24 protein-coding genes are annotated in these 22,150 nt (G+C 62.4%); 12 read left to right on the plus strand and 12 right to left on the minus strand.

What is annotated here, in order from left to right; all coding sequences use genetic code 11:
• Window positions 1-31: 31 nt before the first annotated feature.
• From NTA49_RS06205 to gloB, 3 genes are all read right to left on the minus strand, one after another.
• Window positions 32-1,003, minus strand: a complete 972-nt coding sequence (locus NTA49_RS06205; protein WP_258293801.1) for a M23 family metallopeptidase — start codon at window positions 1,001-1,003, stop codon at window positions 32-34.
• On the minus strand, window positions 1,000-3,321 hold the full coding sequence (gene clpA / locus NTA49_RS06210; protein WP_258293802.1) for an ATP-dependent Clp protease ATP-binding subunit ClpA: 2,322 nt from the start codon (window positions 3,319-3,321) through the stop codon (window positions 1,000-1,002). Before clpA ends, NTA49_RS06205 begins: the two co-directional genes overlap by 4 nt.
• Before the next feature lie 179 nt (window positions 3,322-3,500).
• Window positions 3,501-4,268 (minus strand): hydroxyacylglutathione hydrolase, encoded by a 768-nt coding sequence (gene gloB, locus NTA49_RS06215; RefSeq protein ID WP_258293803.1) that lies wholly within the window; start codon window positions 4,266-4,268, stop codon window positions 3,501-3,503.
• Window positions 4,269-4,336: 68 nt separating this feature from the next.
• On the opposite strand from gloB, the gene NTA49_RS06220 reads away from it, so the two are divergent.
• From NTA49_RS06220 to NTA49_RS06255, 8 genes are all read left to right on the plus strand, one after another.
• Window positions 4,337-5,077, plus strand: a complete 741-nt coding sequence (locus tag NTA49_RS06220; RefSeq protein ID WP_258293804.1) for a class I SAM-dependent methyltransferase — start codon at window positions 4,337-4,339, stop codon at window positions 5,075-5,077.
• 116 nt (window positions 5,078-5,193) lie between these two features.
• The gene (locus NTA49_RS06225) at window positions 5,194-6,024 is read left to right on the plus strand and encodes a class II aldolase/adducin family protein (RefSeq protein ID WP_258293805.1); all 831 of its coding nucleotides are present in this window, start codon (window positions 5,194-5,196) and stop codon (window positions 6,022-6,024) included.
• A gap of 391 nt (window positions 6,025-6,415) precedes the next feature.
• Window positions 6,416-6,976: a F0F1 ATP synthase subunit delta gene (locus NTA49_RS06230; RefSeq protein ID WP_258293806.1), complete on the plus strand. Its 561-nt coding sequence runs from the start codon at window positions 6,416-6,418 to the stop codon at window positions 6,974-6,976.
• The gene (atpA, locus tag NTA49_RS06235; RefSeq protein WP_261368170.1) at window positions 6,977-8,515 is read left to right on the plus strand and encodes a F0F1 ATP synthase subunit alpha; all 1,539 of its coding nucleotides are present in this window, start codon (window positions 6,977-6,979) and stop codon (window positions 8,513-8,515) included. It begins immediately after the preceding gene.
• A 14-nt stretch (window positions 8,516-8,529) separates the two neighbouring features.
• Window positions 8,530-9,411, plus strand: coding sequence for a F0F1 ATP synthase subunit gamma (locus NTA49_RS06240; protein ID WP_258293807.1), 882 nt, complete (start codon window positions 8,530-8,532; stop codon window positions 9,409-9,411).
• A 22-nt stretch (window positions 9,412-9,433) separates the two neighbouring features.
• Window positions 9,434-10,858 (plus strand): F0F1 ATP synthase subunit beta, encoded by a 1,425-nt coding sequence (gene atpD, locus NTA49_RS06245; RefSeq protein WP_258293808.1) that lies wholly within the window; start codon window positions 9,434-9,436, stop codon window positions 10,856-10,858.
• A 69-nt stretch (window positions 10,859-10,927) separates the two neighbouring features.
• The gene (locus NTA49_RS06250) at window positions 10,928-11,362 is read left to right on the plus strand and encodes a F0F1 ATP synthase subunit epsilon (protein WP_258293809.1); all 435 of its coding nucleotides are present in this window, start codon (window positions 10,928-10,930) and stop codon (window positions 11,360-11,362) included.
• Between the two features lie 138 nt (window positions 11,363-11,500).
• Window positions 11,501-11,851 (plus strand): H-type lectin domain-containing protein, encoded by a 351-nt coding sequence (locus NTA49_RS06255; protein WP_258293810.1) that lies wholly within the window; start codon window positions 11,501-11,503, stop codon window positions 11,849-11,851.
• An 80-nt stretch (window positions 11,852-11,931) separates the two neighbouring features.
• Here NTA49_RS06255 and NTA49_RS06260 read toward each other — a convergent pair whose 3' ends face one another.
• Window positions 11,932-12,951 (minus strand): ribose-phosphate pyrophosphokinase, encoded by a 1,020-nt coding sequence (locus NTA49_RS06260; RefSeq protein WP_258293811.1) that lies wholly within the window; start codon window positions 12,949-12,951, stop codon window positions 11,932-11,934.
• A gap of 105 nt (window positions 12,952-13,056) precedes the next feature.
• On the opposite strand from NTA49_RS06260, the gene NTA49_RS06265 reads away from it, so the two are divergent.
• Both NTA49_RS06265 and NTA49_RS06270 read left to right on the plus strand, forming a co-directional pair.
• Window positions 13,057-13,656, plus strand: a complete 600-nt coding sequence (locus NTA49_RS06265) for a 2-hydroxychromene-2-carboxylate isomerase (protein ID WP_258293812.1) — start codon at window positions 13,057-13,059, stop codon at window positions 13,654-13,656.
• Window positions 13,657-13,658: 2 nt separating this feature from the next.
• Complete coding sequence (locus tag NTA49_RS06270; RefSeq protein ID WP_258293813.1) at window positions 13,659-14,453, plus strand: alpha/beta fold hydrolase; 795 nt, start codon at window positions 13,659-13,661, stop codon at window positions 14,451-14,453.
• Between the two features lie 4 nt (window positions 14,454-14,457).
• Here NTA49_RS06270 and NTA49_RS06275 read toward each other — a convergent pair whose 3' ends face one another.
• The 7 genes from NTA49_RS06275 to NTA49_RS06305 form a co-directional block, all read right to left on the minus strand.
• Complete coding sequence (locus NTA49_RS06275) at window positions 14,458-15,495, minus strand: threonine aldolase family protein (RefSeq protein ID WP_258293814.1); 1,038 nt, start codon at window positions 15,493-15,495, stop codon at window positions 14,458-14,460.
• Window positions 15,496-15,954, minus strand: a complete 459-nt coding sequence (locus NTA49_RS06280; RefSeq protein ID WP_258293815.1) for a YcgN family cysteine cluster protein — start codon at window positions 15,952-15,954, stop codon at window positions 15,496-15,498.
• The gene (locus NTA49_RS06285; RefSeq protein ID WP_258293817.1) at window positions 15,951-16,883 is read right to left on the minus strand and encodes a bifunctional riboflavin kinase/FAD synthetase; all 933 of its coding nucleotides are present in this window, start codon (window positions 16,881-16,883) and stop codon (window positions 15,951-15,953) included. The genes NTA49_RS06280 and NTA49_RS06285 overlap by 4 nt, the downstream gene beginning before the upstream one ends.
• Before the next feature lie 83 nt (window positions 16,884-16,966).
• Window positions 16,967-17,410 (minus strand): MaoC family dehydratase, encoded by a 444-nt coding sequence (locus NTA49_RS06290; RefSeq protein ID WP_258293818.1) that lies wholly within the window; start codon window positions 17,408-17,410, stop codon window positions 16,967-16,969.
• Between the two features lie 88 nt (window positions 17,411-17,498).
• A complete protein-coding gene (locus NTA49_RS06295; RefSeq protein ID WP_258293819.1) occupies window positions 17,499-18,371 on the minus strand; it encodes a TIGR01459 family HAD-type hydrolase in 873 nt (290 codons plus the stop codon).
• A gap of 149 nt (window positions 18,372-18,520) precedes the next feature.
• Entirely contained in the window at window positions 18,521-19,441 is a 921-nt protein-coding gene (locus tag NTA49_RS06300) for a manganese-dependent inorganic pyrophosphatase (RefSeq protein WP_258293821.1), read from the minus strand.
• Window positions 19,442-19,538: 97 nt separating this feature from the next.
• Window positions 19,539-19,892 carry an MmcQ/YjbR family DNA-binding protein gene (locus NTA49_RS06305; protein ID WP_258293823.1) on the minus strand — a complete coding sequence of 118 codons (354 nt, stop codon included), beginning with the start codon at window positions 19,890-19,892 and terminating at the stop codon, window positions 19,539-19,541.
• Window positions 19,893-19,944: 52 nt separating this feature from the next.
• Here NTA49_RS06305 and NTA49_RS06310 point away from each other — a divergent pair, with 52 nt between their 5' ends.
• Window positions 19,945-20,622, plus strand: coding sequence for a DUF2161 domain-containing phosphodiesterase (locus tag NTA49_RS06310; protein ID WP_258293824.1), 678 nt, complete (start codon window positions 19,945-19,947; stop codon window positions 20,620-20,622).
• A gap of 8 nt (window positions 20,623-20,630) precedes the next feature.
• On the opposite strand, the gene NTA49_RS06315 is transcribed toward NTA49_RS06310, so the two are convergent.
• The gene (locus NTA49_RS06315) at window positions 20,631-21,614 is read right to left on the minus strand and encodes a TraB/GumN family protein (protein ID WP_258293825.1); all 984 of its coding nucleotides are present in this window, start codon (window positions 21,612-21,614) and stop codon (window positions 20,631-20,633) included.
• A 226-nt stretch (window positions 21,615-21,840) separates the two neighbouring features.
• Here NTA49_RS06315 and NTA49_RS06320 point away from each other — a divergent pair, with 226 nt between their 5' ends.
• Complete coding sequence (locus NTA49_RS06320; RefSeq protein WP_028958561.1) at window positions 21,841-22,128, plus strand: co-chaperone GroES; 288 nt, start codon at window positions 21,841-21,843, stop codon at window positions 22,126-22,128.
• Window positions 22,129-22,150 lie beyond the last annotated feature (22 nt).

A 22,150-nucleotide genomic window follows, 5' to 3' on the forward strand; every position in this document is an offset into this window, starting at 1 on the left:
GCATTGCGTCGCAGCGCCGCCCGGTGATTGCCTATTCCAGCGTGATACTGGCCGCGCGGCGATCAATCTCGTGGCCTTCGCGCATCAGGATGACGGTGCCGGAATAGGCACCCGCAGGCCATGCCGTCGCCCGCAGACGTTTGCCGACAGCGCGGAAAAACTGCGCCTGCTGCTTCTCCAGTATTTCTGTCTGATCGACAACCACGCCGTCCGGCCCGGTTAGGACCAGCCGCATCTCGTCGTCTGTCTGGCCACCGAACGCATAGCCGTACACCACCAGCGCAGGCGCATCCAAAGGCAGAGATGGTTCCGCCGCGCGCCCCGATTTCACATCTGCATAGGCGGGAATACCGTCCGAAAACCCGACATCGAGAATGCCGCCTGCCCGGTAGGTTGGCGGATCTTGCCACATGGTGTCAGGGTCGGGCGTGCCGCATTGAAGCTGCCCGTCCGGATCGAATGGGTCGATTACCGCCCCTTTATGGCGCAGGCTAAGGTGCACATGGGGAAATTGCGCGCGCCCGCTGATGCCAACCTGACCCAGCACATGCCCACGGTCCACGACGTCGCCCGATTGCACGCGGACGCTGCCCTGTCTTAGATGGCAGTACTGTGTTTCCCAGCCATCGCCATGGTCGATGACCACGCCGTTGCCGCAATCGCGTCCTTCGAGGTCTTGCGCATTGGCGTCGGAATAGATGCGGTCGGCCATTCCGTCGCGCACGCCTTTGACGGTGCCGGGGGCGCTGGCCAGCACATTCACGCCGACCTGCATCTGTTGCAGGGTGCGCAGGGCGAAATCGGTGCCTTTGTGCCCATCGTAGCTGAGCGGGGCGCAGCGGTAGTCATACGCCTCTGCGCCGGGGTCATGATCGACGTATTGCTGGATAAAGCAGTCGCGCCCCAGATCGCAGTCAATCGGGGGCGCTAAAACAGGTTCGCCCGCCGCAGGCATCCCTGCGACGAGCGTAAGTGTCAGTGCGGCACAGGCCGCGCGGATCATTCTGCCGTCAGAAGCGGCGGCTTGTTGCCCGAAATCCGACGGTTGTCCGGTCCCTCGACCTTGAGGTCGAGCACACCGTTCTTCATGCCGACCTTGACCACGCCACCTTTTGCCAGCTTGCCAAAGAGCAGTTCTTCGGCCAGCGGTTTCTTGATGTATTCCTGGATCACGCGGCCCAGCGGACGCGCGCCCATCTTGCTGTCATAGCCCTTGTCGGCCAGCCATTCGGCGGCAGGTCGGGTCAGTTCGATGGTCACGCCACGGTCCATCAGCTGTGCTTCCAGTTGCAGCACGAACTTTTCGACGACCTGCATGATCACCGTTTTCGGCAGCGGCGCAAAGCTGATCACCGCGTCCAGACGGTTGCGGAACTCCGGCGTGAACGTCCGCTCGATTGCGGCTGTGTCCTCGCCCTCGCGGCGGTCACGGCCGAAGCCGATTGCCTCTTTGGCCTGTTCCGCCGCACCGGCGTTCGAGGTCATGATCAGCACCACGTTGCGGAAATCCACCGTGCGCCCGTTGTGGTCGGTCAGGCGGCCATGATCCATGACCTGCAACAGGATGTTGTAGACATCCGGGTGCGCCTTTTCCATCTCGTCCAGCAGCAGAACGCAGTGCGGATGCTGGTCGATGCCATCGGTCAGCAGACCGCCCTGGTCGAACCCGACATAGCCGGGAGGGGCCCCGATCAGACGGCTGACCGCGTGTTTCTCCATGTATTCCGACATGTCGAAGCGCAAGAGTTCCACGCCCAGCGTATCCGCCAGCTGCTTGGCCACCTCGGTCTTGCCTACGCCGGTCGGACCCGCGAACAGGTAGTTGCCGATGGGTTTTTCCGGCTCGCGCAGACCTGCGCGCGACAGTTTGATCGCTGACGACAGGGCCTCGATTGCATTGTCTTGCCCGAACACCACGCGCTTCAGCGAGTTTTCGAGGTCTTTCAGAACCTCGGCGTCGTCCTTCGACACGTTCTTTGGCGGAATGCGGGCAATCTTGGCCACGACGGCCTCGATTTCCTTGGTCCCGATGGTCTTGCGTCGCTTGTTGGCGACCACCAGATGCTGCGCGGCACCCGCCTCGTCGATGACGTCGATGGCGCTGTCGGGCAGCTTGCGGTCGTTGATGTACCGGCTGGCCAGTTCCACCGAAGTCTTGATCGCGTCCGAGGTGTAGCGCACCGAGTGGTGCTCTTCGAAATACGGCTTCAAGCCGCGCAGGATCTTCACCGCGTCCTCGACCGAGGGTTCGCTGACGTCGATCTTCTGGAACCGGCGCGACAGCGCGCGGTCCTTTTCGAAGTGCTGGCGGAATTCCTTGTAGGTGGTCGAACCCATGGTGCGCAACTTGCCCCCCTGAAGCGCAGGCTTCAGCAGGTTAGACGCGTCCATCGCACCGCCCGACGTGGCACCGGCACCGATCACGGTGTGGATCTCGTCGATGAACAGCACCGCATCCTTGTGCGCTTCCAATTCGGTCACGACGGCTTTCAGGCGTTCCTCGAAGTCGCCACGATAGCGGGTGCCTGCCAGCAGCGCGCCCATGTCCAGCGAATAGATCGTGGTCTTCGACAGAACCTCGGGGGTTTCGCCAGACACGATCTTGCGCGCCAGCCCTTCGGCGATGGCGGTCTTGCCCACGCCGGGGTCGCCCACCAGCAGTGGGTTGTTCTTGCGCCGACGGCACAGAACCTGAATGCAGCGTTCCACTTCCGAATCGCGACCGATCAGCGGGTCGATATCACCCTCGCGCGACTTGGCGTTCAGATCGACGCAGTATTTCTCCAGTGCCGAATCTTTTTTCTCGCCATCGGTGACGCCTTGCGGCTCGTCCTCGTGCTCCGGCGCGCCGGATACGGGGCGCGGATCACCGAATGCGGGGTCTTTCGCGACGCCGTGTGCGATGAAGTTGACCGCGTCATAGCGGGTCATGTCCTGCTCCTGCAGGAAATAGGCCGCATTGCTTTCGCGTTCGGCAAAGATGGCGACCAGCACGTTGGCACCGGTCACTTCGGTGCGGCCCGAAGATTGCACATGAATCGCCGCGCGTTGAATCACGCGCTGGAAGGCCGCCGTGGGCACAGCCTCGCTGCCGTCGATGTCCGTCACCAGGTTCGACAGATCTTCGTCGACGAATTCGTTCAGCGTGGTGCGCAATTCGTCCACATCGACGCTGCACGCCTGCATCACGCGCTTGGCGTCCGGTTCTTCAACCAGTGCCAGCAGCAGATGCTCCAGCGTTGCAAATTCGTGGCGACGCTCGTTCGCCAGCGCCAGCGCGGAATGGATTGCTTTTTCCAATGTCGTCGAGAATGAAGGCACGCTCGTGCTCCTTCTGATCTGGGTCAGTGCGGACATATTCGCGTCCCGCTGCCGACCATGGCCTCATACTGTTAGAGTTTGGTTGATCGGCAGCAGGCTTCAAGGGTTTTCTTTCGCAAACCAGTCACAAAAGTGACAATTCGTAAAGAAATGCTGGCGATTGTTGCGGATGGGATGCGTCAGAACCTGTCGCGGCGGGCGCGGATTTCGGTAAAGACGTCCAGTGGCGTTGCGTCTGTCATGTCCAGCGTGCGGGCAATGGCAGGGTCAGAGGCGCGCAGAAAGGGGTTCGTGTCCATTTCCACCTGAAGCATGGAGGGCACGGTGGGCATTCCAGAGGCGCGTTTGTCCGAAATGTCCTTGCTACGGGATATAAGTGCGGGATTGTCGGGATCAACCGTCAGCGCGAATTTTGCGTTGGTCGCGGTGTACTCGTGGCCCGAACACACGGTGGTGTCGCCGGGCAGGGCGGCCAGCTGGGTCAGGCTTTCGAACATCTGCGCGGGCGTGCCCTCGAACAGACGACCACACCCCAATGCCATCAGGCTGTCTGCGGTGAACAGCAGTTTCGATGCGGGCGCGTGAAAGGCGATGTGCCCGACGGTGTGGCCGCTGACGTCGATTACCTCGAACGGCTCGCCGCCCACGGTAAAGCTGTCGCCCTCAGTCACCTCCAGATCCAGCGGCGGCAACCGCCCCGCGTCCGCCGCGGCACCTATGACCTTGGCCGGATGATCGGCCAGCAGATCGTCCAGACCATCGACATGGTCCCAATGGTGGTGTGTCAGCAGCACATGGGACAGCGTCCAGCCCCGCGATTCCAGCGCCGCCTTGATCGGTCCCGCCTCGGGCACGTCGACCACCGCCGTCTCGCCGCTCGGCGCATCGTGGACCAGAAAAGCATAGTTGTCTTCCAGGCAGGGCACGGTGACGAGTTCAAGAGGCATGGTCATTTCCTTCACGGTTGATAGGATCGGATCAAACGCCAGCTTGGCCGATCCTTTGAAGGGCTGCAATGCACCTCGACGTACAGGACTTGCGCAATTTCTATTATCGCAGCGCGCTGGGGCGTGCCGCGCAGAAATCCCTGCGCGGGCGGATGCTGCAACTGTGGCCCGAGGCCAAGGGGCAGACCGTGGCAGGCTATGGGTTCGCCGTGCCGCTGCTGCGCCCCTATCTGCGCGACGCGCGCCGGGTCATGGCGCTGATGCCGGGGCCGCAAGGCGTGATGCCCTGGCCTGCGGGGCAGCCAAACGTCTCTGCGCTGATCGAAGAAACGCATTGGCCGATTGAGACAGGCCACGTGGACAAGCTGGTGGTGCTGCACGGGCTGGAAACCTCGGACCGGCCGCAAGACCTGCTGGAGGAATGCTGGCGAGTGCTGGGGCCGGGGGGCAAGGCGCTGTTCATCGTGCCCAACCGCGCCGGCATGTGGTCGCGGCGCGACCGCACGCCGTTCGGGTACGGGCGTCCCTATTCTGCGTCCCAGCTTGAGACGCAGTTGCGCAAACACCAGTTCCTGCCCGAACGCCATGTCGGCGCGCTCTACCAGTTTCCATCGGGCAAGCGGGTGTGGATGAAATCCGCAGGCATGTTCGAGGGAGTTGGCCGCTCGATGCCCGGCATGTTCGCCGGTGGGGCGTTCATGGTCGAAGCGTCCAAGCTGGTCTATCCGCCAAAGGGCACGACCAGCCGCGTGCGCAAGCGCGTGGGCGTTCTGGACGGATTGACCGAACCCAGCGCCAAGCCGGTCTAGCAGCCTCGCGAAAAACCGCCTGCAACCGCTCCCATTCGACGCGGCGTCATTCCCACTGAGGCGCGCAATGGTCTAGGCTGCGCCCGAACCGAATGCTCGTCTGGGAGGAGAGACCGATGAAAGACGCCGCCACCGCCATGCCCGCCGCCATGGACATCAAGGACATGCCCGACCCCACAGAGATGCCCTCGCTCAAGGGCAAGGTCTCGGACGAGGAATGGGCCCTGCGCTGCCAGCTTGCCGCCACCTACCGGCTCTGCGCGATGCACGGCTGGACCGATCTTGTGTTCACCCATATCTCCGCCCGGCTGCCGGACGAGGACGGGGCCGAGCGGTTTCTGATCAACCCCTACGGCGTGATGTTCGACGAGATGACCGCCTCGGCGCTGGTCAAGATCGACCTCGATGGCAACATCTGTCAGGACACGCCCTACAATATCAATCCGGCGGGCTTCACCATCCATTCGGCGATCCACGCGGCACGGCACGATGCGGGCTGCGTGATCCACGTGCATACGCCATACGGCGTCGCGGTGTCGGTGCAGAGCGGCGGACTGCGCCGCTATACCCAGTTCTCGATGATCGTGAACAACGATCTGGCCTATCACGACTATGAGGGCATCGCGCTGGAACTGGATGAGCGGGAGCGCATCGTCAATGACCTTGGGGACAAGTCGCTGCTGATGCTGCGCAACCACGGCACCCTGACCTTGGGGCCGAACTGCGCGATTGCTTTCCTGCGGATGTATTTTCTGGAAAACGCCTGCAAGACGCAGATCTTTGCGCAGGCAGCAGGGACCGAGAACCTGCACGAGGAAGATCAGGCGATGGCCGACACCGTTCAGGCGCAGGCCGGTCGCGCGTTTACGCCGGGCTATGGCGACAACCTGATCTGGCCGGGGCTGATGCGCAAGCTCAAGCGGACCAATCCGGGGTATGACCACTAGGCCGTGTGGCAGACGGCAGGCGGGCAGGGGGCCAGCCCCCCGGCCTGCGGCCGTCCCCCGGAGTTTTCCGGGCAAGATGAAGGCCGGATCCATGCTGCGTTGAGCTTGGGTAAATTCGGTGTGATTGCCTCGGAATCGCTCAGATGAGGGCTTCGGGCGCGTGCAGATTTTAACATTTTCGGCGGCGCAAAGCGTCGCAGTTGGGGTAAGGTGCTGAAATTGAACAATAACAGCCTTTTGGCTCCGGTGCTGTCCACAGTTGCGGGGTACGCGGGGGTCTGATACATCCCCCCTGATTTCAGCGGATTGATGCCCATCAGCCCGCGCCAACTCCCTCGTTCTATCGGCGTGTCTGCGTCGAAGGTCGGGGCCAGACATTGGAAGGGTGGACGTGTCCGAACCAGCTTCGATCTCCACAGGCATCGCCAAACGCTATGCGACTGCCGTTTACGATTTGGCAAAAGAAGCCAATTCCGTGCAAGCCATTGAGACCGACATCACCGCCCTGCAAGACGCGATGGCACAGTCGGACGACTTCAATGCGATGATCCATTCGCCGATCTACACCCGCGACCAGCAAGCTGCCGCGGTGCAGGCATTGGCCAAGAAGATGAACCTGTCGGACGTGATGTCCAACACGCTGGCCCTGATGGCGCAAAAGCGCCGTCTGTTCGTGCTGCCGCAGCTGGTACAGACCCTGCGCGAGGTGATCGCCGCCGACAAGGGCGAAATGACCGCCGATGTCACCTCTGCCAAGACGCTGACCAAGGCGCAGACCGACAAGCTGGCCAAGACGCTGACCGCGTCGATGGGCAATACCGTGACTATTAATGCGACCGTGGATGAAAGCCTCATCGGCGGTCTTGTCGTCAAAGTGGGCTCGAAGATGATCGACACGTCGATCCGCTCCAAGCTCAATTCCCTCCAGAACGTAATGAAAGAGGTCGGATAAATGGGTATCCAAGCAGCAGAAATTTCTGCGATCCTGAAAGACCAGATCAAGAATTTTGGTCAAGAAGCAGAAGTCGCCGAAGTCGGCCGCGTTCTGAGCGTCGGTGACGGTATCGCCCGCGTCTACGGTCTGGACAATGTTCAGGCCGGCGAGATGGTCGAATTCCCCGGCGGCATCCAGGGCATGGCCCTGAACCTCGAAAGCGACAACGTCGGCGTCGTGATCTTCGGCTCCGACCGCGACATCAAGGAAGGTGACGTCGTCAAACGCACCAACTCGATCGTGGACGTGCCCGTGGGCGACGAACTGCTGGGCCGCGTTCTGGACGGTCTGGGCAACCCGATCGACGGCAAGGGCCCGCTGAACGCCACAGAGCGTCGCGTGGCCGACGTCAAGGCACCGGGCATCATCCCGCGTAAATCGGTGCACGAGCCGATGGCAACCGGCCTGAAATCGGTCGACGCGATGATCCCGATCGGCCGTGGCCAGCGCGAGCTGATCATCGGTGACCGTCAGACCGGCAAGACCGCCGTGGCCCTGGACGCGATCCTGAACCAGAAATCCTACAACGACGCCGCGGGCGACGATGAAGGCAAGAAGCTCTATTGCATCTATGTCGCCATCGGCCAGAAGCGTTCGACCGTTGCCCAGCTGGTGAAAAAGCTCGAAGAGAGCGGCGCCATCGAATACACCACCGTGGTTGCAGCCACCGCGTCGGACCCCGCGCCGATGCAGTACCTGGCGCCCTACACCGCGACAGCCATGGCGGAATTCTACCGCGACAACGGCCGTCACGCGCTGATCATCTACGATGACCTTTCCAAACAGGCGGTTTCCTATCGCCAGATGTCGCTGCTGCTGCGCCGCCCGCCCGGCCGCGAAGCCTATCCCGGCGACGTTTTCTATCTGCACTCGCGCCTGCTGGAGCGTTCGGCCAAGCTGAACGAAGACAACGGCTCGGGCTCGCTGACGGCGCTGCCGATCATCGAAACCCAAGGCGGTGACGTGTCCGCGTTCATCCCGACCAACGTGATCTCGATCACCGACGGCCAGATCTTCCTGGAAACCGAACTGTTCTACCAGGGCATCCGCCCCGCCGTGAACACCGGTCTGTCGGTCTCGCGGGTTGGCTCGTCGGCGCAAACCAGCGCGATGTCCAGCGTTGCGGGCCCCGTGAAACTGTCGCTCGCCCAGTACCGCGAGATGGCGGCCTTTGCCCAGTTCGGCTCCGACCTCGACGCCTCGACCCAGCGTTTGCTGAACCGTGGTGCGCGTCTGACCGAGCTGATGAAACAGCCGCAGTATTCGCCCCTGACCAACGCCGAAATCGTCTGCGTCATCTTTGCAGGCACCAACGGCTACCTCGACAAGGTCGCGATCAAGGACGTTGGCCGCTGGGAAACGGGCATGCTCAAGCACATGCGCACCAACCAGAAAGATGTCCTGGATTGGATCACCAACGAAGATCCCAAGATCAAGGGCGATGCCGCAGACAAGCTGCGTGCAGCTCTGGACACCTTCGCAACTGACTTCGCTTAAGGAGAGATAAGGCAATGCCAAGTCTCAAGGACCTTAAAAACCGGATCCAGAGTGTGAAGAACACTCGGAAGATCACGAAAGCCATGCAAATGGTGGCCGCGGCGAAACTTCGCCGCGCCCAGGAAGCTGCCGAACAGTCGCGGCCCTACACGGAGCGGTTCAATGCCGTGATGGCGGGGCTCGCCTCCTCTGCGAGTGGATCTGACACGGCGCCCAAACTGCTGAGCGGTACGGGCGACGATCAGACACATCTGCTGGTCGTCATGACCGCGGAGCGGGGCCTGTGCGGTGGTTTCAACGCCAACATCTCGAAGAAGGCCAAGGCGCGTGCTGCGGAACTGGAAGCGGCGGGCAAGACCGTCAAGATCCTGACCGTCGGCAAGAAAGGCCGCGATGCGATGAAACGCGATCTTGGATCGCGCTTTGTCGGTCACGTCGATCTGACCGAAGTCAAACGTGTCAGCTACGCCGACGCGCAGGGTATCGCCAAGGATATCCTTGGCCGCTTTGACGAAGGTGAGTTCGATGTCGCCACGATCTTCTATGCGAAGTTCGTGAACGTCGTCAGCCAGACGCCGACAGCCCAGCAGATCATCCCGTTCGAGGTGCCTGCGGACGCTGCCGCCGATTTGGACAGCGCACCCTTGTATGATTACGAGCCCAGCGAAGAAGCCGTTCTGGCCGATCTGCTGCCGCGGGCGATTGCGACTGCGATCTTTTCGGCCCTGCTGGAAAACGGGGCGTCCGAACAGGGCGCACGGATGTCCGCGATGGACAACGCCACCCGCAACGCAGGTGACATGATCGACAAGCTGACCATCGAGTACAACCGTTCGCGTCAGGCCGTGATCACCAACGAGCTGATTGAAATCATTTCGGGCGCCGAGGCGCTCTAAGACAAAACCGGAGTTATACGACATGGCAAACGCAGTCGGAAAAATCACCCAAGTCATCGGGGCCGTCGTCGACGTGCACTTCGAAGACAACCTGCCAGAGATCCTGAACGCTCTGACAACCGAAAACAACGGCCGTCCGCTGGTTCTGGAAGTGGCCCAGCACCTTGGCGAAAACACAGTCCGCGCCATCGCGATGGACGCGACCGAAGGTCTGGTGCGCGGTTCGCCCGTCACCGACACCGGCGCCCCCATCCAGGTGCCGGTCGGCGCGGGCACGTTGGGCCGCATCCTGAACGTCACCGGCGAGCCGATTGACGAAAAGGGCCCCGTCGACGCGACCGAAACACGCTCGATCCACGGCGAAGCGCCCGCGTTCGACCAGCAGTCGACAGCGACCGAGATCCTGACCACGGGCATCAAGGTGATCGACCTGCTGGCCCCCTACACCAAGGGCGGCAAGATCGGCCTCTTCGGCGGTGCCGGCGTGGGCAAGACGGTTCTGATCATGGAACTGATCAACAACATCGCAAAAGTGCACTCGGGCGTGTCCGTGTTCGCGGGTGTTGGCGAGCGGACCCGTGAGGGCAACGACCTTTACCACGAAATGATCGAATCCGGCGTTATCGTGCCCGACAACCTGTCGGAATCGAAAATCGCACTGGTCTACGGTCAGATGAACGAGCCTCCCGGTGCGCGGATGCGGATCGCTCTGACCGGTCTGTCGCTGGCGGAACAGTTCCGTGACGACACGGGCTCGGACGTTCTGTTCTTCGTCGACAACATCTTCCGCTTTACCCAGGCCGGTTCCGAAGTGTCGGCTCTGCTGGGCCGCATCCCGTCGGCTGTGGGCTATCAGCCGACGCTGGCGACCGACATGGGCACCATGCAGGAACGCATCTCGTCGACCAAGAACGGTTCGATCACCTCCGTTCAGGCCGTGTACGTGCCCGCGGACGACTTGACCGACCCCGCGCCTGCGACATCCTTTGCCCACCTCGACGCGACAACCGTTCTGGACCGGTCGATCTCGGAAAAAGGCATCTATCCTGCGGTTGACCCGCTGGGATCGACCTCGCGTCTGCTCGACCCGCTGATCATCGGCGACGAGCACTACAAGGTCGCGACCGACGTGCAGCAGGTTCTGCAACGCTACAAGTCGCTGCAGGACATCATCGCGATCCTCGGCATGGACGAGCTGTCGGAAGAAGACAAACTTTCGGTCGCACGCGCCCGCAAGATCGAACGGTTCCTGTCGCAGCCATTCGACGTGGCGAAAGTGTTCACCGGCTCCGACGGTGTGCAGGTTCCTCTGGAAGACACCATCTCGTCGTTCAAGGCGGTTGTGGCCGGTGAATACGATCACCTGCCCGAAGGTGCCTTCTACATGGTCGGCGGCATCAACGACGTGATCGCCAAAGCCGAAAAAATGGCAGCTGACGCGGCCTAAATCCCAATCACCGATCCCGGATGGCACATGCTGCCGTCCGGGTGACGTGCCTGACCTTAGGGGAACACAATGGCAGATATGCAATTCGATCTGGTTTCGCCCGAGCGCAGCCTTGCTTCGCACGCCGCGACCTCGGTTTCGATCCCCGGCGCAGATGGGGATCTGACCGTCATGGCTGGCCACACGCCGACCATCACGACGCTGCGTCCCGGACTGGTTCGGGTCGAGGCGGACGGAAAGTCGGCTGATTACGTGGTTACCGGCGGCTTTGTCGAGATCAACGGCGACAGTGTCACCGTTCTGGCCGAACGCGCGCTGGCGCGGGGCGACATGACGCAAGAGCGGCTCGACGAGATGTACACAGAAGCCGAAAATATGTACAAGACGGCCAAGGAAAACTGGCAAAACGAGCCGGGCCCGGTCGATGACGCCGCCAAACTTTTGGGCGATATGGTCGCCATGGGCAGCGAAATCGGTCTGAGCACCAAACAGCCGAACCTGTAAGATACCTCCAAATCATTGAAAAGGCCTCGCAAAATCTTGCGGGGCCTTATTGCTTTTTTGCCCTATTGTTGTGCATTCTGCGCACCTGTCATGTTTCGGTCATAATCCGGGCATGATCCGGGCGGACAAGGCAAGCTGATGAAAAAACTGCGAAATTACATGATCGGCATCGAACAGGGCGACCCTGTGCTGTTCTCGGACTTCGAGGACGGCGGCGAGATGTGGACCGGGCGCGGCCAGCGCGAGAGGCGGCGGCGGATTTCGTTTCAGGAACCGTTTCGCAGCCCGCCTTCGGTTCAGGCGTCAATCAGCCTGTGGGACATGGACGCGACCACCGTGATCCGGGCAGACATCTCGACCGAAACAGTGACCCCGGACGGCTTTGATCTGGTGTTTCGCACCTGGGGCGACACCCGCGTGGCGCGTGTGCGGGTCAGCTGGACCGCGATCGGAGAGATGGCGGACGCCGAAGACTGGGAGCTGTACTGAAACCGGGCAGGGGCTCTGCCCCCGCGCCTTTGGCGCGTCCCCGGAGTTTATTCGGCAAGATGAAGCATCGGGAGGCGCGTTTATTCGGCGGCGTACATGCCGTCGTAGATCGGGCCCAGCGTGTCCTGCTCGAACAGCGAGCTGACCGAGGTGCCGTTCCAGATGTTCAGGATCGCCTGCGCAAAGATCGGCGCGGTGGGCACCACGCGAATGTTCGGCGCATCGAGGATCGCCTTCGTGGGCGCGATTGTGTCGGTGATCACCAGCGATTTCATCACCGAGTTGGTCACACGCTCGACTGCGGGGCCGCTCATCACGCCGTGGGTGATATAGCTGTGGACCTCTTTGGCACCGTTTTCCAGCAGCACCTCGGCGGCCTTGCACAGGGTGCCGGCAGTGTCGCACATGTCATCGACGATCAGGGCGATCTTGCCCTCGACGCTGCCGATCACTGTCATTTCCGCAATCTCGCCGGGTTTTTCGCGGCGTTTGTCCACGATGGACAGGGGCGCGTTCAGACGCTTGGCCAGTTCGCGGGCGCGGGCCACGCCGCCCACGTCGGGCGAGACGATCATCAGCTCGTCCGTGCGGCCGCGAAACTGGTTGGCGATGTCCAGCGCGAAGATCGGCGAGGCGTAGAGGTTGTCGACGGGAATGTCGAAGAACCCCTGGATCTGCGCCGCGTGCAGGTCCATCGTCAGAACCCGTTCCACACCAGCGCTGACCAGCATGTTTGCCACCAGTTTCGAGCTGATTGGCGTGCGCGCCTTGGTCCGGCGGTCCTGGCGGGCATAGCCGAAATAGGGAATCACGGCAGTGATGCGGGCCGCCGACGAGCGGCGCAGCGCGTCGCACATGATCAGCAATTCCATCAGGTTGTCGTTGGCCGGGTTCGAAGTGGGCTGGATGATATACATGTCTTCGCCACGGACGTTCTCGAAGACCTCGACGAAAATCTCGCCATCGTTGAACCGCTCGACGCGGGCATCGACCAGCCCCATTTTCTTGCCGCGGTGCATCGACATCCGGCGGGCGATGGCCTGTGCAAGCGGCTGGTTGGCGTTTCCTGCGATCAGCTTGGGTTCCTGAACGTGTGGCATGTCTGTGGCCCCCCAAGGCGCTTGTGACAGAATCGTGACGTTGACACCGCTTAGCATGGCCTTAACGTCCGGCAAAGCGGGACACCCCCCCAACCGGAGAATAACATGCACCAGATCGATTATTTTTTTTCCGTCCTGTCGCCATACACTTATTTGGCAGGCACGCGGCTGGAAGAGATCGCGGCGCGGCACGGCGCCACCATCAACTACAAGCCCACGGACGTTGTGGCCCTGTTCGGTCGCACCGGGGGCACGCCGCCCAAGGACCGGCATCCCAGCCGCCAGGAATACCGCGCGCAGGAGCTGGTGCGTCAGGCCAAGAAGCTGGACATGCCGTTCAACCTGAAGCCTGCGCATTGGCCCACCAACGGCGCGCCTGCGTCCTATGCGATCATCGCGGCGATCCATGCGGGGGGCGGCGATCTGGGCAAGCTGGTGCATGCCTTTCTGCGTGCGGTCTGGGCCGAGGACAAGGACATCGCCGATGACGCGGTCGTGCGCGCCTGCCTGGAAGAGGCGGGCTTTTCCCCGTCGCTGGCCGACAGCGGGCTGTTGCAAGGGGCAGAGACCTATGGTGCCAACCTCGAAGAGGCTGCGAACCGGGGCGTCTTCGGCGCGCCCTTCTACATTGCCGAGGGCGACAACCGCTTTTGGGGGCAGGACCGTCTGGACGATCTGGACCTGCATCTTGCGGGCAAGCTCTGAGGATGGACTATCATTCGCGGCAATACGGCAGCGGTGGGCGGCAGGTGCTGGCGATCCATTGCACGCTGGCGCATTCCGGTGCCTGGCGCGGCATGGCTGATGCCATGGGTACCATGATGGACGACGGGCTGACGATCAACGCCTACGATATGCCAAGCCACGGCAAATCCCCTGACTGGAATGGCGAGGGCGATCTGCACGATCTGGTGACGGCGTGGGGCCATGACATGCTGTCGGAACCGATGGACGTGATCGGCCACAGCTTTGGCGCGACGGTCGCCTTGCGGCTGGCGGCAGAGGCGCCCGAGCGGGTGCGCAGCCTGACGCTGATCGAGCCTGTGGCCTTTGCCTTCGTCGCGGCGGATGATCCCGGCAAGGTCGAGGAATACCGCCTGCGCAATCTGGATTTCGATGCGGCGATGCAGGCAGGCGACCGGATGGAGGCGGCGCGGGCCTTCAACCGGGGCTGGGGGAACGGTACACCCTGGGACGAGATCCCCGAGCAAACGCGGCAATACATGGCGGACCGCATTCATTTTGTCGCGGGATCAGCCCCCGCCGTGCAGCGCGACAGCATCGGGTTGCTGAAACCCGGTGTGCTGGACGTGATCAAATGCCCGGTGCTTCTGATGGAGGGGGACGCATCCGATGGCACCATCGCGGCAGCCAATGCGGCCATCGCGCGGCGTATCCCGCAGGCGCAGCGCGTGGTGCTGGAGGGGGCGGGGCACATGGCCCCGATCACCCATCCCGAACGGGTGGCAAGCCACATCCAGCAGTTTCTGGACGCCGTCTGAAGCGTCAGAGATAGCCGAGAAACTGGTCGATCTGCGCGTCCGAGATCGACCAGTCGCAGACCAGACGCGCGGCCAGCATCTCGTCGGGGTCGTCGCCTTCCACCTCTCCCTCCCAGACATAGTATTTCGCACCCGCAGCGTGCAGCCGCTTGTGCGCGGCGCGGGGGAAGGCGGCAAAGATCATGTTGGCGTCGGGCTGGTGCAGGAATTCCGCGCCCTTGTCGCGCAGGCCGGCGGCCAGACGCTGCGCGTTGGCATTGGCGGCGGCTGCGGTTTCCATCCATAATTCGCCGTCCAGATAGGCGGCCATCTGTGACGACAGATAACGGTGTTTCGAGAACAGATGCGCCCCGCGCTTGCGGCGCAATTCGAACTCCCACGCCTTGTCGGGGTCGAACATGACGACCGCTTCGACGCCCATGCATCCGTTCTTGGTGCCGCCGAAGCTGACGATGTCGACGCCTGATTTCCATGTCATCTCGGCGGCGGTGCAGTCCAGCGCCGCGACGGCGTTGGCAAAGCGTGCGCCGTCCAGATGGACGGGCAGGTCGAAGTCCTTGGCAACCGCAGTCAGGGCGCGCAATTCGTCCAGCGTGTAGACCTCTCCGCGCTCGGTCACTTGCGTGATGCTGACCGGGCCGCGTTGCGGGCCATGCACGCCGCGCTTTTCTTCATCGGAAATGGCGGCGTGCAGCGTCTTGGGTGTCATCTTGTCGCCGCCGGGCACCAGCGTCAGCTTGGCCCCGCCCGCGTAGAATTCGGGCGCGTTGCATTCGTCCTGGTGGATGTGGGCGACGTTGCTGCAAAAGATCGTGTCGAAGGGCTGCGTATAGCAGGCCAGCGCCAGCGCATTGGCGGCGGTGCCGGTGGCCACAAGGTAGACTTCGGCCTCGGGCGCCTCGAAGGTGCGGCGGATCGCCTGGCGGACCTCGCTCATCACCGGATCGTTGCCATAGGGCATGGCGTGGCCCGCGTTGTCTTGAACGATGCGGTTCATGATCTGCGGGTGAACGGGGCCGGCGTTGTCAGAGGCGAAAAACATCTATGTGGGTTCCTCTATGATGTAGTCTTCCCAATCTTCGTCGGGCACGTCGAATTCGCTGACCGTCATATTCTGTACGCTTACGCCCGCATCATGTACAGATTGTGCGGTGCCTGTCAGCAGCGGGTGCCACTCGGGCAGCGATTTGCCTTCCCACAGCAGACGGTAGGCGCAGGTCTGCGGCATCCAGTAGGCGTGGGTGTCCAGGTTCGACGGCTTCAGCACGATGCAGTCCGGCACGAACTGGTGGCGGTTCTCGTAATGCGCGCAGCGGCAGGTGGCATCGTCCAGCAGGCGGCAGGCGACGCGGGTCAGGGCGACGTCGCCGGTGTCTTCGTCTTCCAGCTTGTTCAGGCAGCATTTGCCGCAGCCGTCACATAGCGCTTCCCATTCGGGGGCGGTCATCTGGTCGAGCTTTTTGCGTTCCCAGAACCTCGTGCCCATTTTCGCGCCGCTCATAGCGCCGCCAGAATGCTGCGGGCGCGGGTGCAGTCGGCATCCATCTGTGTGATCAGCGCATCGAGGCTGTCGAATTTCTCTTCGCCGCGCAGGTGGTCGACCAGGGCGACAGAGACATGTGTGCCATAGAGATCGCCGGAGAAGTCGAAGATGAACGTCTCCAAGTTGGCGCGGTTTTCGCCAAACATGGGTCGCACGCCCAGCGATGCGGCACCTTGGTAACGGCCCTTGTGCGGCCCTTCCAGAACGTCGACCAGCACAGCGTAGACGCCGAAGGCGGGCGGGTGCAGCCCGTCGATGGACATGTTGGCGGTGGGATAGCCCAGTTCGCGACCACGCTGTTCGCCGCCGATCACGGGGCCCTCGATCCGGTGCCAGTGGCCCAGCATCGCGGCGGCGTCACGGGGGCGGGCCTCGGACAGGGCCGTGCGGATGGCGGTGGACGACACGGTGGCATCGCTGGTTTCCAGAAGGGGGGCCACGGTCACGCCAAACCCCATGTCCGCGCCGAAGGCCTGCATGTCCTGTGCCGTGCCTGCGCGGCCCTTGCCAAAGCAGAAATCGGCGCCAACGACCACGTGTTGCAGTCCCAGACCCTCGGCGATCACCGAACGGGCAAAGGCCTCGGGCGTCAGGCTGGCCAGTTGCGCATTGAAGTTCAGCTGATACAGACGCTCGACCCCGAGCTTGGCCAGTTGCGACGCGCGCGCCTCGGGGCCCATCAGGCGGAAGGGCGGGGCGTCCGGGGCAAAGAACTCGCGCGGGTGCGGCTCGAACGTGAGCACCCCCAAGGGGGCGTCGGGCGCGGCGGCGCGGGCCAGGTCGATCACCGACTGGTGGCCCAGATGCACGCCGTCAAAGTTTCCGATGGCGACAGAGGCTCCGCGATCCGCAGCCTCGACGTATTGATAATCTCGTATGATCCGCATGGCCAATGCCTAGCCGTGCCCATTGCCAGAGGCAAGATGCGCGCGGTGGTTTCGCGCGGCAATTGCCCGCGCGCAGAAGGCAATCAGTCGAATTTACGCGACGGCGCCAGCACCGAGGCCTCGCCGACCAGCACCTTCTTGCCGTCGACGCTGCAATGGCAATCCAGCCGGACGCGCCGTTTGGCGATGTCGATGTCGATCACCTTGACCTCGGCATAGACCATGTCGCCGGGGCGCACGGGGGCCAGAAACTTGAGGCTCTGGCCCATGTAGACGGTGCCGTGACCGGGCAGCTGTTCACCGATGACGGCAGAGATCAGGCCGGCGGTCAGCATGCCGTGGGCAATGCGCCCCTCGAAGATGGTGTCGCGGGCATAATCATCGTCCAGATGCACCGGATTGCGATCGGTGCTGACCTGGGCGAACATCTCGATGTCCTCGTCCGTCACCACCTTGCGCAGGTGACGGGTCATGCCCATTTCGATGTCTTCGATGCAGATCGTTCCGCGTGGCAGGTTGTCCAACATTCCCGGCTCCGGTTATTTTCTGACGTAGGTTCGTAGCATTTAGCAATATAATTACTTTGCACACGCAGAAATGCCAAGGGGAAAGTTATCAGCGCAAAAAGCCGATGGTATAGGTGGGATTGACCATTTCACCGTCCAGATAGGTCTGCAGCGCGTCTGCGTCGGGCTGGGTGACGGTCTTGGTCTCTTCCGCCGCCAGTCCGCCCGAGATGAACAGAGAATCGATTTCCTCGCCCTGTGCGCCCAAGATGTCGGTCAGGACACCGTCGCCGATGGCCAGAATCGACGAGGTATCGACGGTGCGGCCAATCTCGTTCAGGCGCAGGCGCGCCAGATCGTAGATCGGTGGATGCGGCTTGCCGGTATAGAGGCTTTCGCCGCCCATCTCGGTATAAAGTTTCGCCACCGCGCCGGCGCACCATTCGCGCACATCGCCACGGTCCACGATGATATCGGGATTGGCGCAGAGCAGTTTCAGGCTCTTTTGCTTGGCATAGAGCAGTTGCGGGCGCAGGTCGGCGACATCTGCCATGGGATCGAACGGGCCGGTGCACACGATGCCTTCGGCCTCTTCCAGAGGAACGATCTGAATGTCGACCGGATCGTCGACCACGCCAATGGGGTCGAAAAAGTTGCTGTCGCGCGCTTCGCCGATAAAGAACACCTTCTTGCCGACGGCACCGCGATACATCGCCGTGCGCGCGCTGTCGCCCGAGGTGGCGATGGTGTCCCATGCGTCGTCGGGAATGCCGAAGCCCGCGATTTGCGCCGTCACGCTGGCGCGTGGGCGCGGGGCGTTGGTGACCAGAACCACGGTGCCGCCACGGCTGCGATAGGCCTGCAAGGCGGCGATGGCATCGGGGAACGCATCGACGCCATTGTGAACGCAACCCCACAGATCAACGAAGAGCGCATCGTAGCGGTCGGAAACATCGGAAAGGGCGGAAATGATCTGGGTCATTGGGCGGTCCTTTTTCTGGGGTCCCTTAGGCTTCGAGCATGAAACGCACGCAGGGTGCAAGGGCGGGGTGATCTGGCACATTAGGTAGGGTCATGAAAAAGGCGGGCAAATGCCCGCCTGTCTGTCTCGTTTATGTCCGACCTTCAGCCTTAGACCTTGAGGTTCGGAATGATCTGCTTTTTGCGGCTCATCACGCCGGGCAGCACCACGGTGTTGCCGGTCACGGTCACGCCAAAGCTTTTCTCGGCCAAGGTTTTCACCAGATCGTTGGGCACGAGCAGTGTCGCCTCTTCGTTCAGGATGTCCACGACGAAGAGCAGCACCTGATCGGCACCGTCTTCGGCGGCCACGGCTGTCATCGAGGTCATCAGGCTGTCCTTGCGGTCCAGGATGATCTTGGGCGCCGTGGTTTCCAGAACGCTGACGCGAAACTCCTTGCCGTCGACGGTGTATTCCTTGCTGTCCATGCGCAGCAGTTCCGCGTCGGAAAATGACGAAACGTCGGATTTGGCTTCGAACATTTCCGAGGCATAGGCGGGAATGTCGATGCCCAGCTGCTCGGCCAGATCATAGGCGATGGCCTTGTCTTCCTGCGTGGTGGTCGGGCTGCGGAATTCCAGCGTGTCGGACAGGATGCACGACAGCATCGCGCCTTTGATGTCATCGGGCATCTGCGCGAGGTGCTTGCCGATCATTTTCCACATGATCGTCGCTGTGCAGGCGACAGGCTCCATCACGATCTGGATCGGACCTGCCGTTTCCAGGCCGCCGACCAGCTTGTGGTGGTCGATGATCGTCTGGATATCGCAGTTGTTGATGTTGGCGGGCAGTTCGGCCGGGTTGTTGGTGTCGACGATGACCACGGGCGTGCCGTCGGCCACTTCGCTGATGATCTCGGGCTTGTCGAGGTTCCAGCGCTTGAGCATGAAGGCCGCTTCGGTGTTCGGCTCGCCCAGCAGCATGGGCCTGGCGTCGATGCCGTGGACGGTTTTCAGATACCACGCCCAGATGATCGGGCTGCCGGTGCTGTCGGTGTCGGGGGATTTGTGGCCGAAAACGAGGGTTGTCATGAACGCGTCCTGATATTGCATGCGGTTTTGCGGGCCTTATAGGGGGGCGGTTGCGCATTGTCACCTGCGGTATTTCAGGCTTTTGGCGGCTCTTGGGTCACAGCCCCAGAGCGGTGCGGGTCTTGCGGGCCAGCTTGGCCGCGATCATGTCGTAGGATGCGTCGATGTGCTGGGCCAGTTCGGTATCATTCAGCCCCGGCGTGCCGTGGTTCTGTATCCATTTCAGCCCGCGCGATGCCAGATAGGGCGCGGGGCGCAGGCCCGGCATGTCGCTCAGGATTTCGAACGCGAGGTCGGTCACCTTGAACTTGAACGCCGGGGCGGCGTCGGACCAGCCGCAGATGGCAAAGACCTTGCCGCCCACTTTCCACACGTCGGCATTGCCCCATTGCACCACATGGGTGGCGGCAGGTTTGGCGGCGCAATATGCGTTGAAGTCCTCGCGGGTCATGACGCACGATAGCGGCTTGGGGCCCTGCGGGAAATGGTGTTAATTGAGCGCCATGAACCCTGCGCGTGAAACCGATCTATATCCGCCCGTCAAAGCCTTTCTCGAAGCGCAGGGCTACGTGGTGAAGGCTGAGGTGGGGGCCGCGGATGTGGTCGCGGTGCGCGGTGGCGAGCCGCCCGTGGTGGTCGAGCTGAAATTGGGGTTTTCGCTGACGCTGGTGCATCAATGCGTGGCGCGGATGGCGGTTTCGGACGATGTCTACATGGCCGTGGCACGCGGGCAGGGCAAGCGGTTTGCAAGGTCGCTCAAGGAGATGACGGTGCTGGCGCGGCGGCTGGGGCTGGGGCTGTTGACGGTGCGCATCAGCGACGGGCTGGTCGAGGTGCATTGCGATCCGGGGCCCTATGCGCCGCGCAAGTCGAAGAAACGCGAGGGGCGGTTGCTGCGCGAGTTCGCGCGGCGGCAGGGCGATCCGAATGATGGCGGGCAGACACGGGTGGGGCTGGTCACGGCCTACCGGCAGGATGCGGTGAAACTGGCGCTGTACCTCTACGAGGCGGGCGCGTGCAAGGGCGCGGATGTGGCGCGCGAAACCGGAGTGAGCCGTGCCACGACGATGATGCGCGACGATCACTACGGCTGGTTCGAGAAGGTGGACAAGGGCATCTACGGGTTGACGCCGAAGGGTGCCGAAGCCGTGACGGCGGCAGGTGTTGCGCTGGGAAGTTAGCGCGCCAGCTAGAACGGCTGGCGTCGCAGCGCGTAGCCTTCATCGGCCAGCATGTTGAGCAACCCGTCGGTGCCGCCCAGATGGCCCGCGCCGACGGCGACGACGGTGACGCCTTGGGCAGCCGTGATCCTTGGCAGCCAGTTGGCATTACGTTGATTGAGCAATGTGTCGACCATGTTATCGAACACGGCGTCGAATTCGGCCTTAGGCATGTCGACCAGATCCTGCGTGACCACGCGGTTCAGCGGCATGATCGCGCCATGCGCTTCATCGAAGTATTGCGCGACCAGAGTGGCGGTCATTTCTTCGGCCTGCGGCGCGGGTATCACGCCCAAGCGCAGCAGTGCGACCTGATGCTCCAGCGTGTCCTGTCCCATCAGCGTGAACAGCGTATCGAAGGGTTCAAGCGCCTCTGCGGGGACGTCGTTTTCCGTCGCGATCTGCAACAGCGCCTTGTCCAGACCGTGCTGACCGTCCTGCATGGTCGCAAGGACGCACGGCGGCATCGCCAGCACCATCGCAAGATACCACGGCTGGAATTTCGCGGCCATGAAGGGCGGTATGCCCCGCTTGGACGCGGCATCGGCCAGTTCGGCCCAGTCTTCGGGCGGCATCAGTTCGATCAGCGTGGGGCCAGAGGTCAGCGAGATCAGTTCGGGGCGTGTCGCCATCGCCTCATTCAACTGCGCCTCCTCGGCCTCGGTCGCTTCGGCCAGCAGCAGGTCGGCGGATGCGATCACCGGAGCCAGCCGCGCGGCAATCGGGGTCAGGCGCGGATCAGACAGGTGAAGCGTGCCGATCAGATGAATCGTCTGCGCCCCCTTGTGTGCGACCCAATGGTTCCCATCTGGGTAGGGCATGTCCTGCAGTTCGGTGGCCAATTCCGCCGATTGCCGCGCGCTGAGCGTGGCGCGCAGATCGGTGCCGTTGCAGGCGGCGAAAGCCATCTGCGGAAGCAGCAGGGCAAGCGAGAAAGCAAGGGTGCGCAGCATCGTGATGGCCTTTTGGTCATTGCGTTCCCCACGGTATGCGCAGGCGCGCAGAACGCAAGGCGGAAGGCGCGCGAAAGCCCCGCAAATTTTCACGATCACACCTGTTGACAGGTCCGTCGGACCCGCCTAGCTATGCGGCGTTATCACTCGGGCGAGCCGAGTGCTAACACAGGGTGCCAAAGGTACCCTGAAAGGGAGTAACTTTGAGCCTTAAGGAGCTGCAAAGATGGCATTGAAACCGCTTCATGACCGCGTGCTGGTTCGCCGCACGGAAAGCGAAGAGAAAACTGCTGGCGGGTTGATTATTCCCGATAGTGCGAAAGAAAAGCCCTCGGAAGGCGAAGTCGTTTCGGTTGGCGCAGGCGCGCGCAAAGATAACGGCGAGCTGATCGAGATGGCCGTCAAGCCAGGCGACAAGATTCTGTTCGGCAAATGGTCGGGCACCGAAGTCACCGTCGCAGGCGAAGAACTGCTGATGATGAAAGAATCCGACATCATGGGGATCATCGAGTAAGCGCAACGCCTGCTCTGACCCA

Origin of the sequence: Pseudosulfitobacter koreensis, from assembly GCF_024733015.1 — a bacterium.
Classification (GTDB): Bacteria; Pseudomonadota; Alphaproteobacteria; order Rhodobacterales; family Rhodobacteraceae; genus Pseudosulfitobacter; species Pseudosulfitobacter koreensis.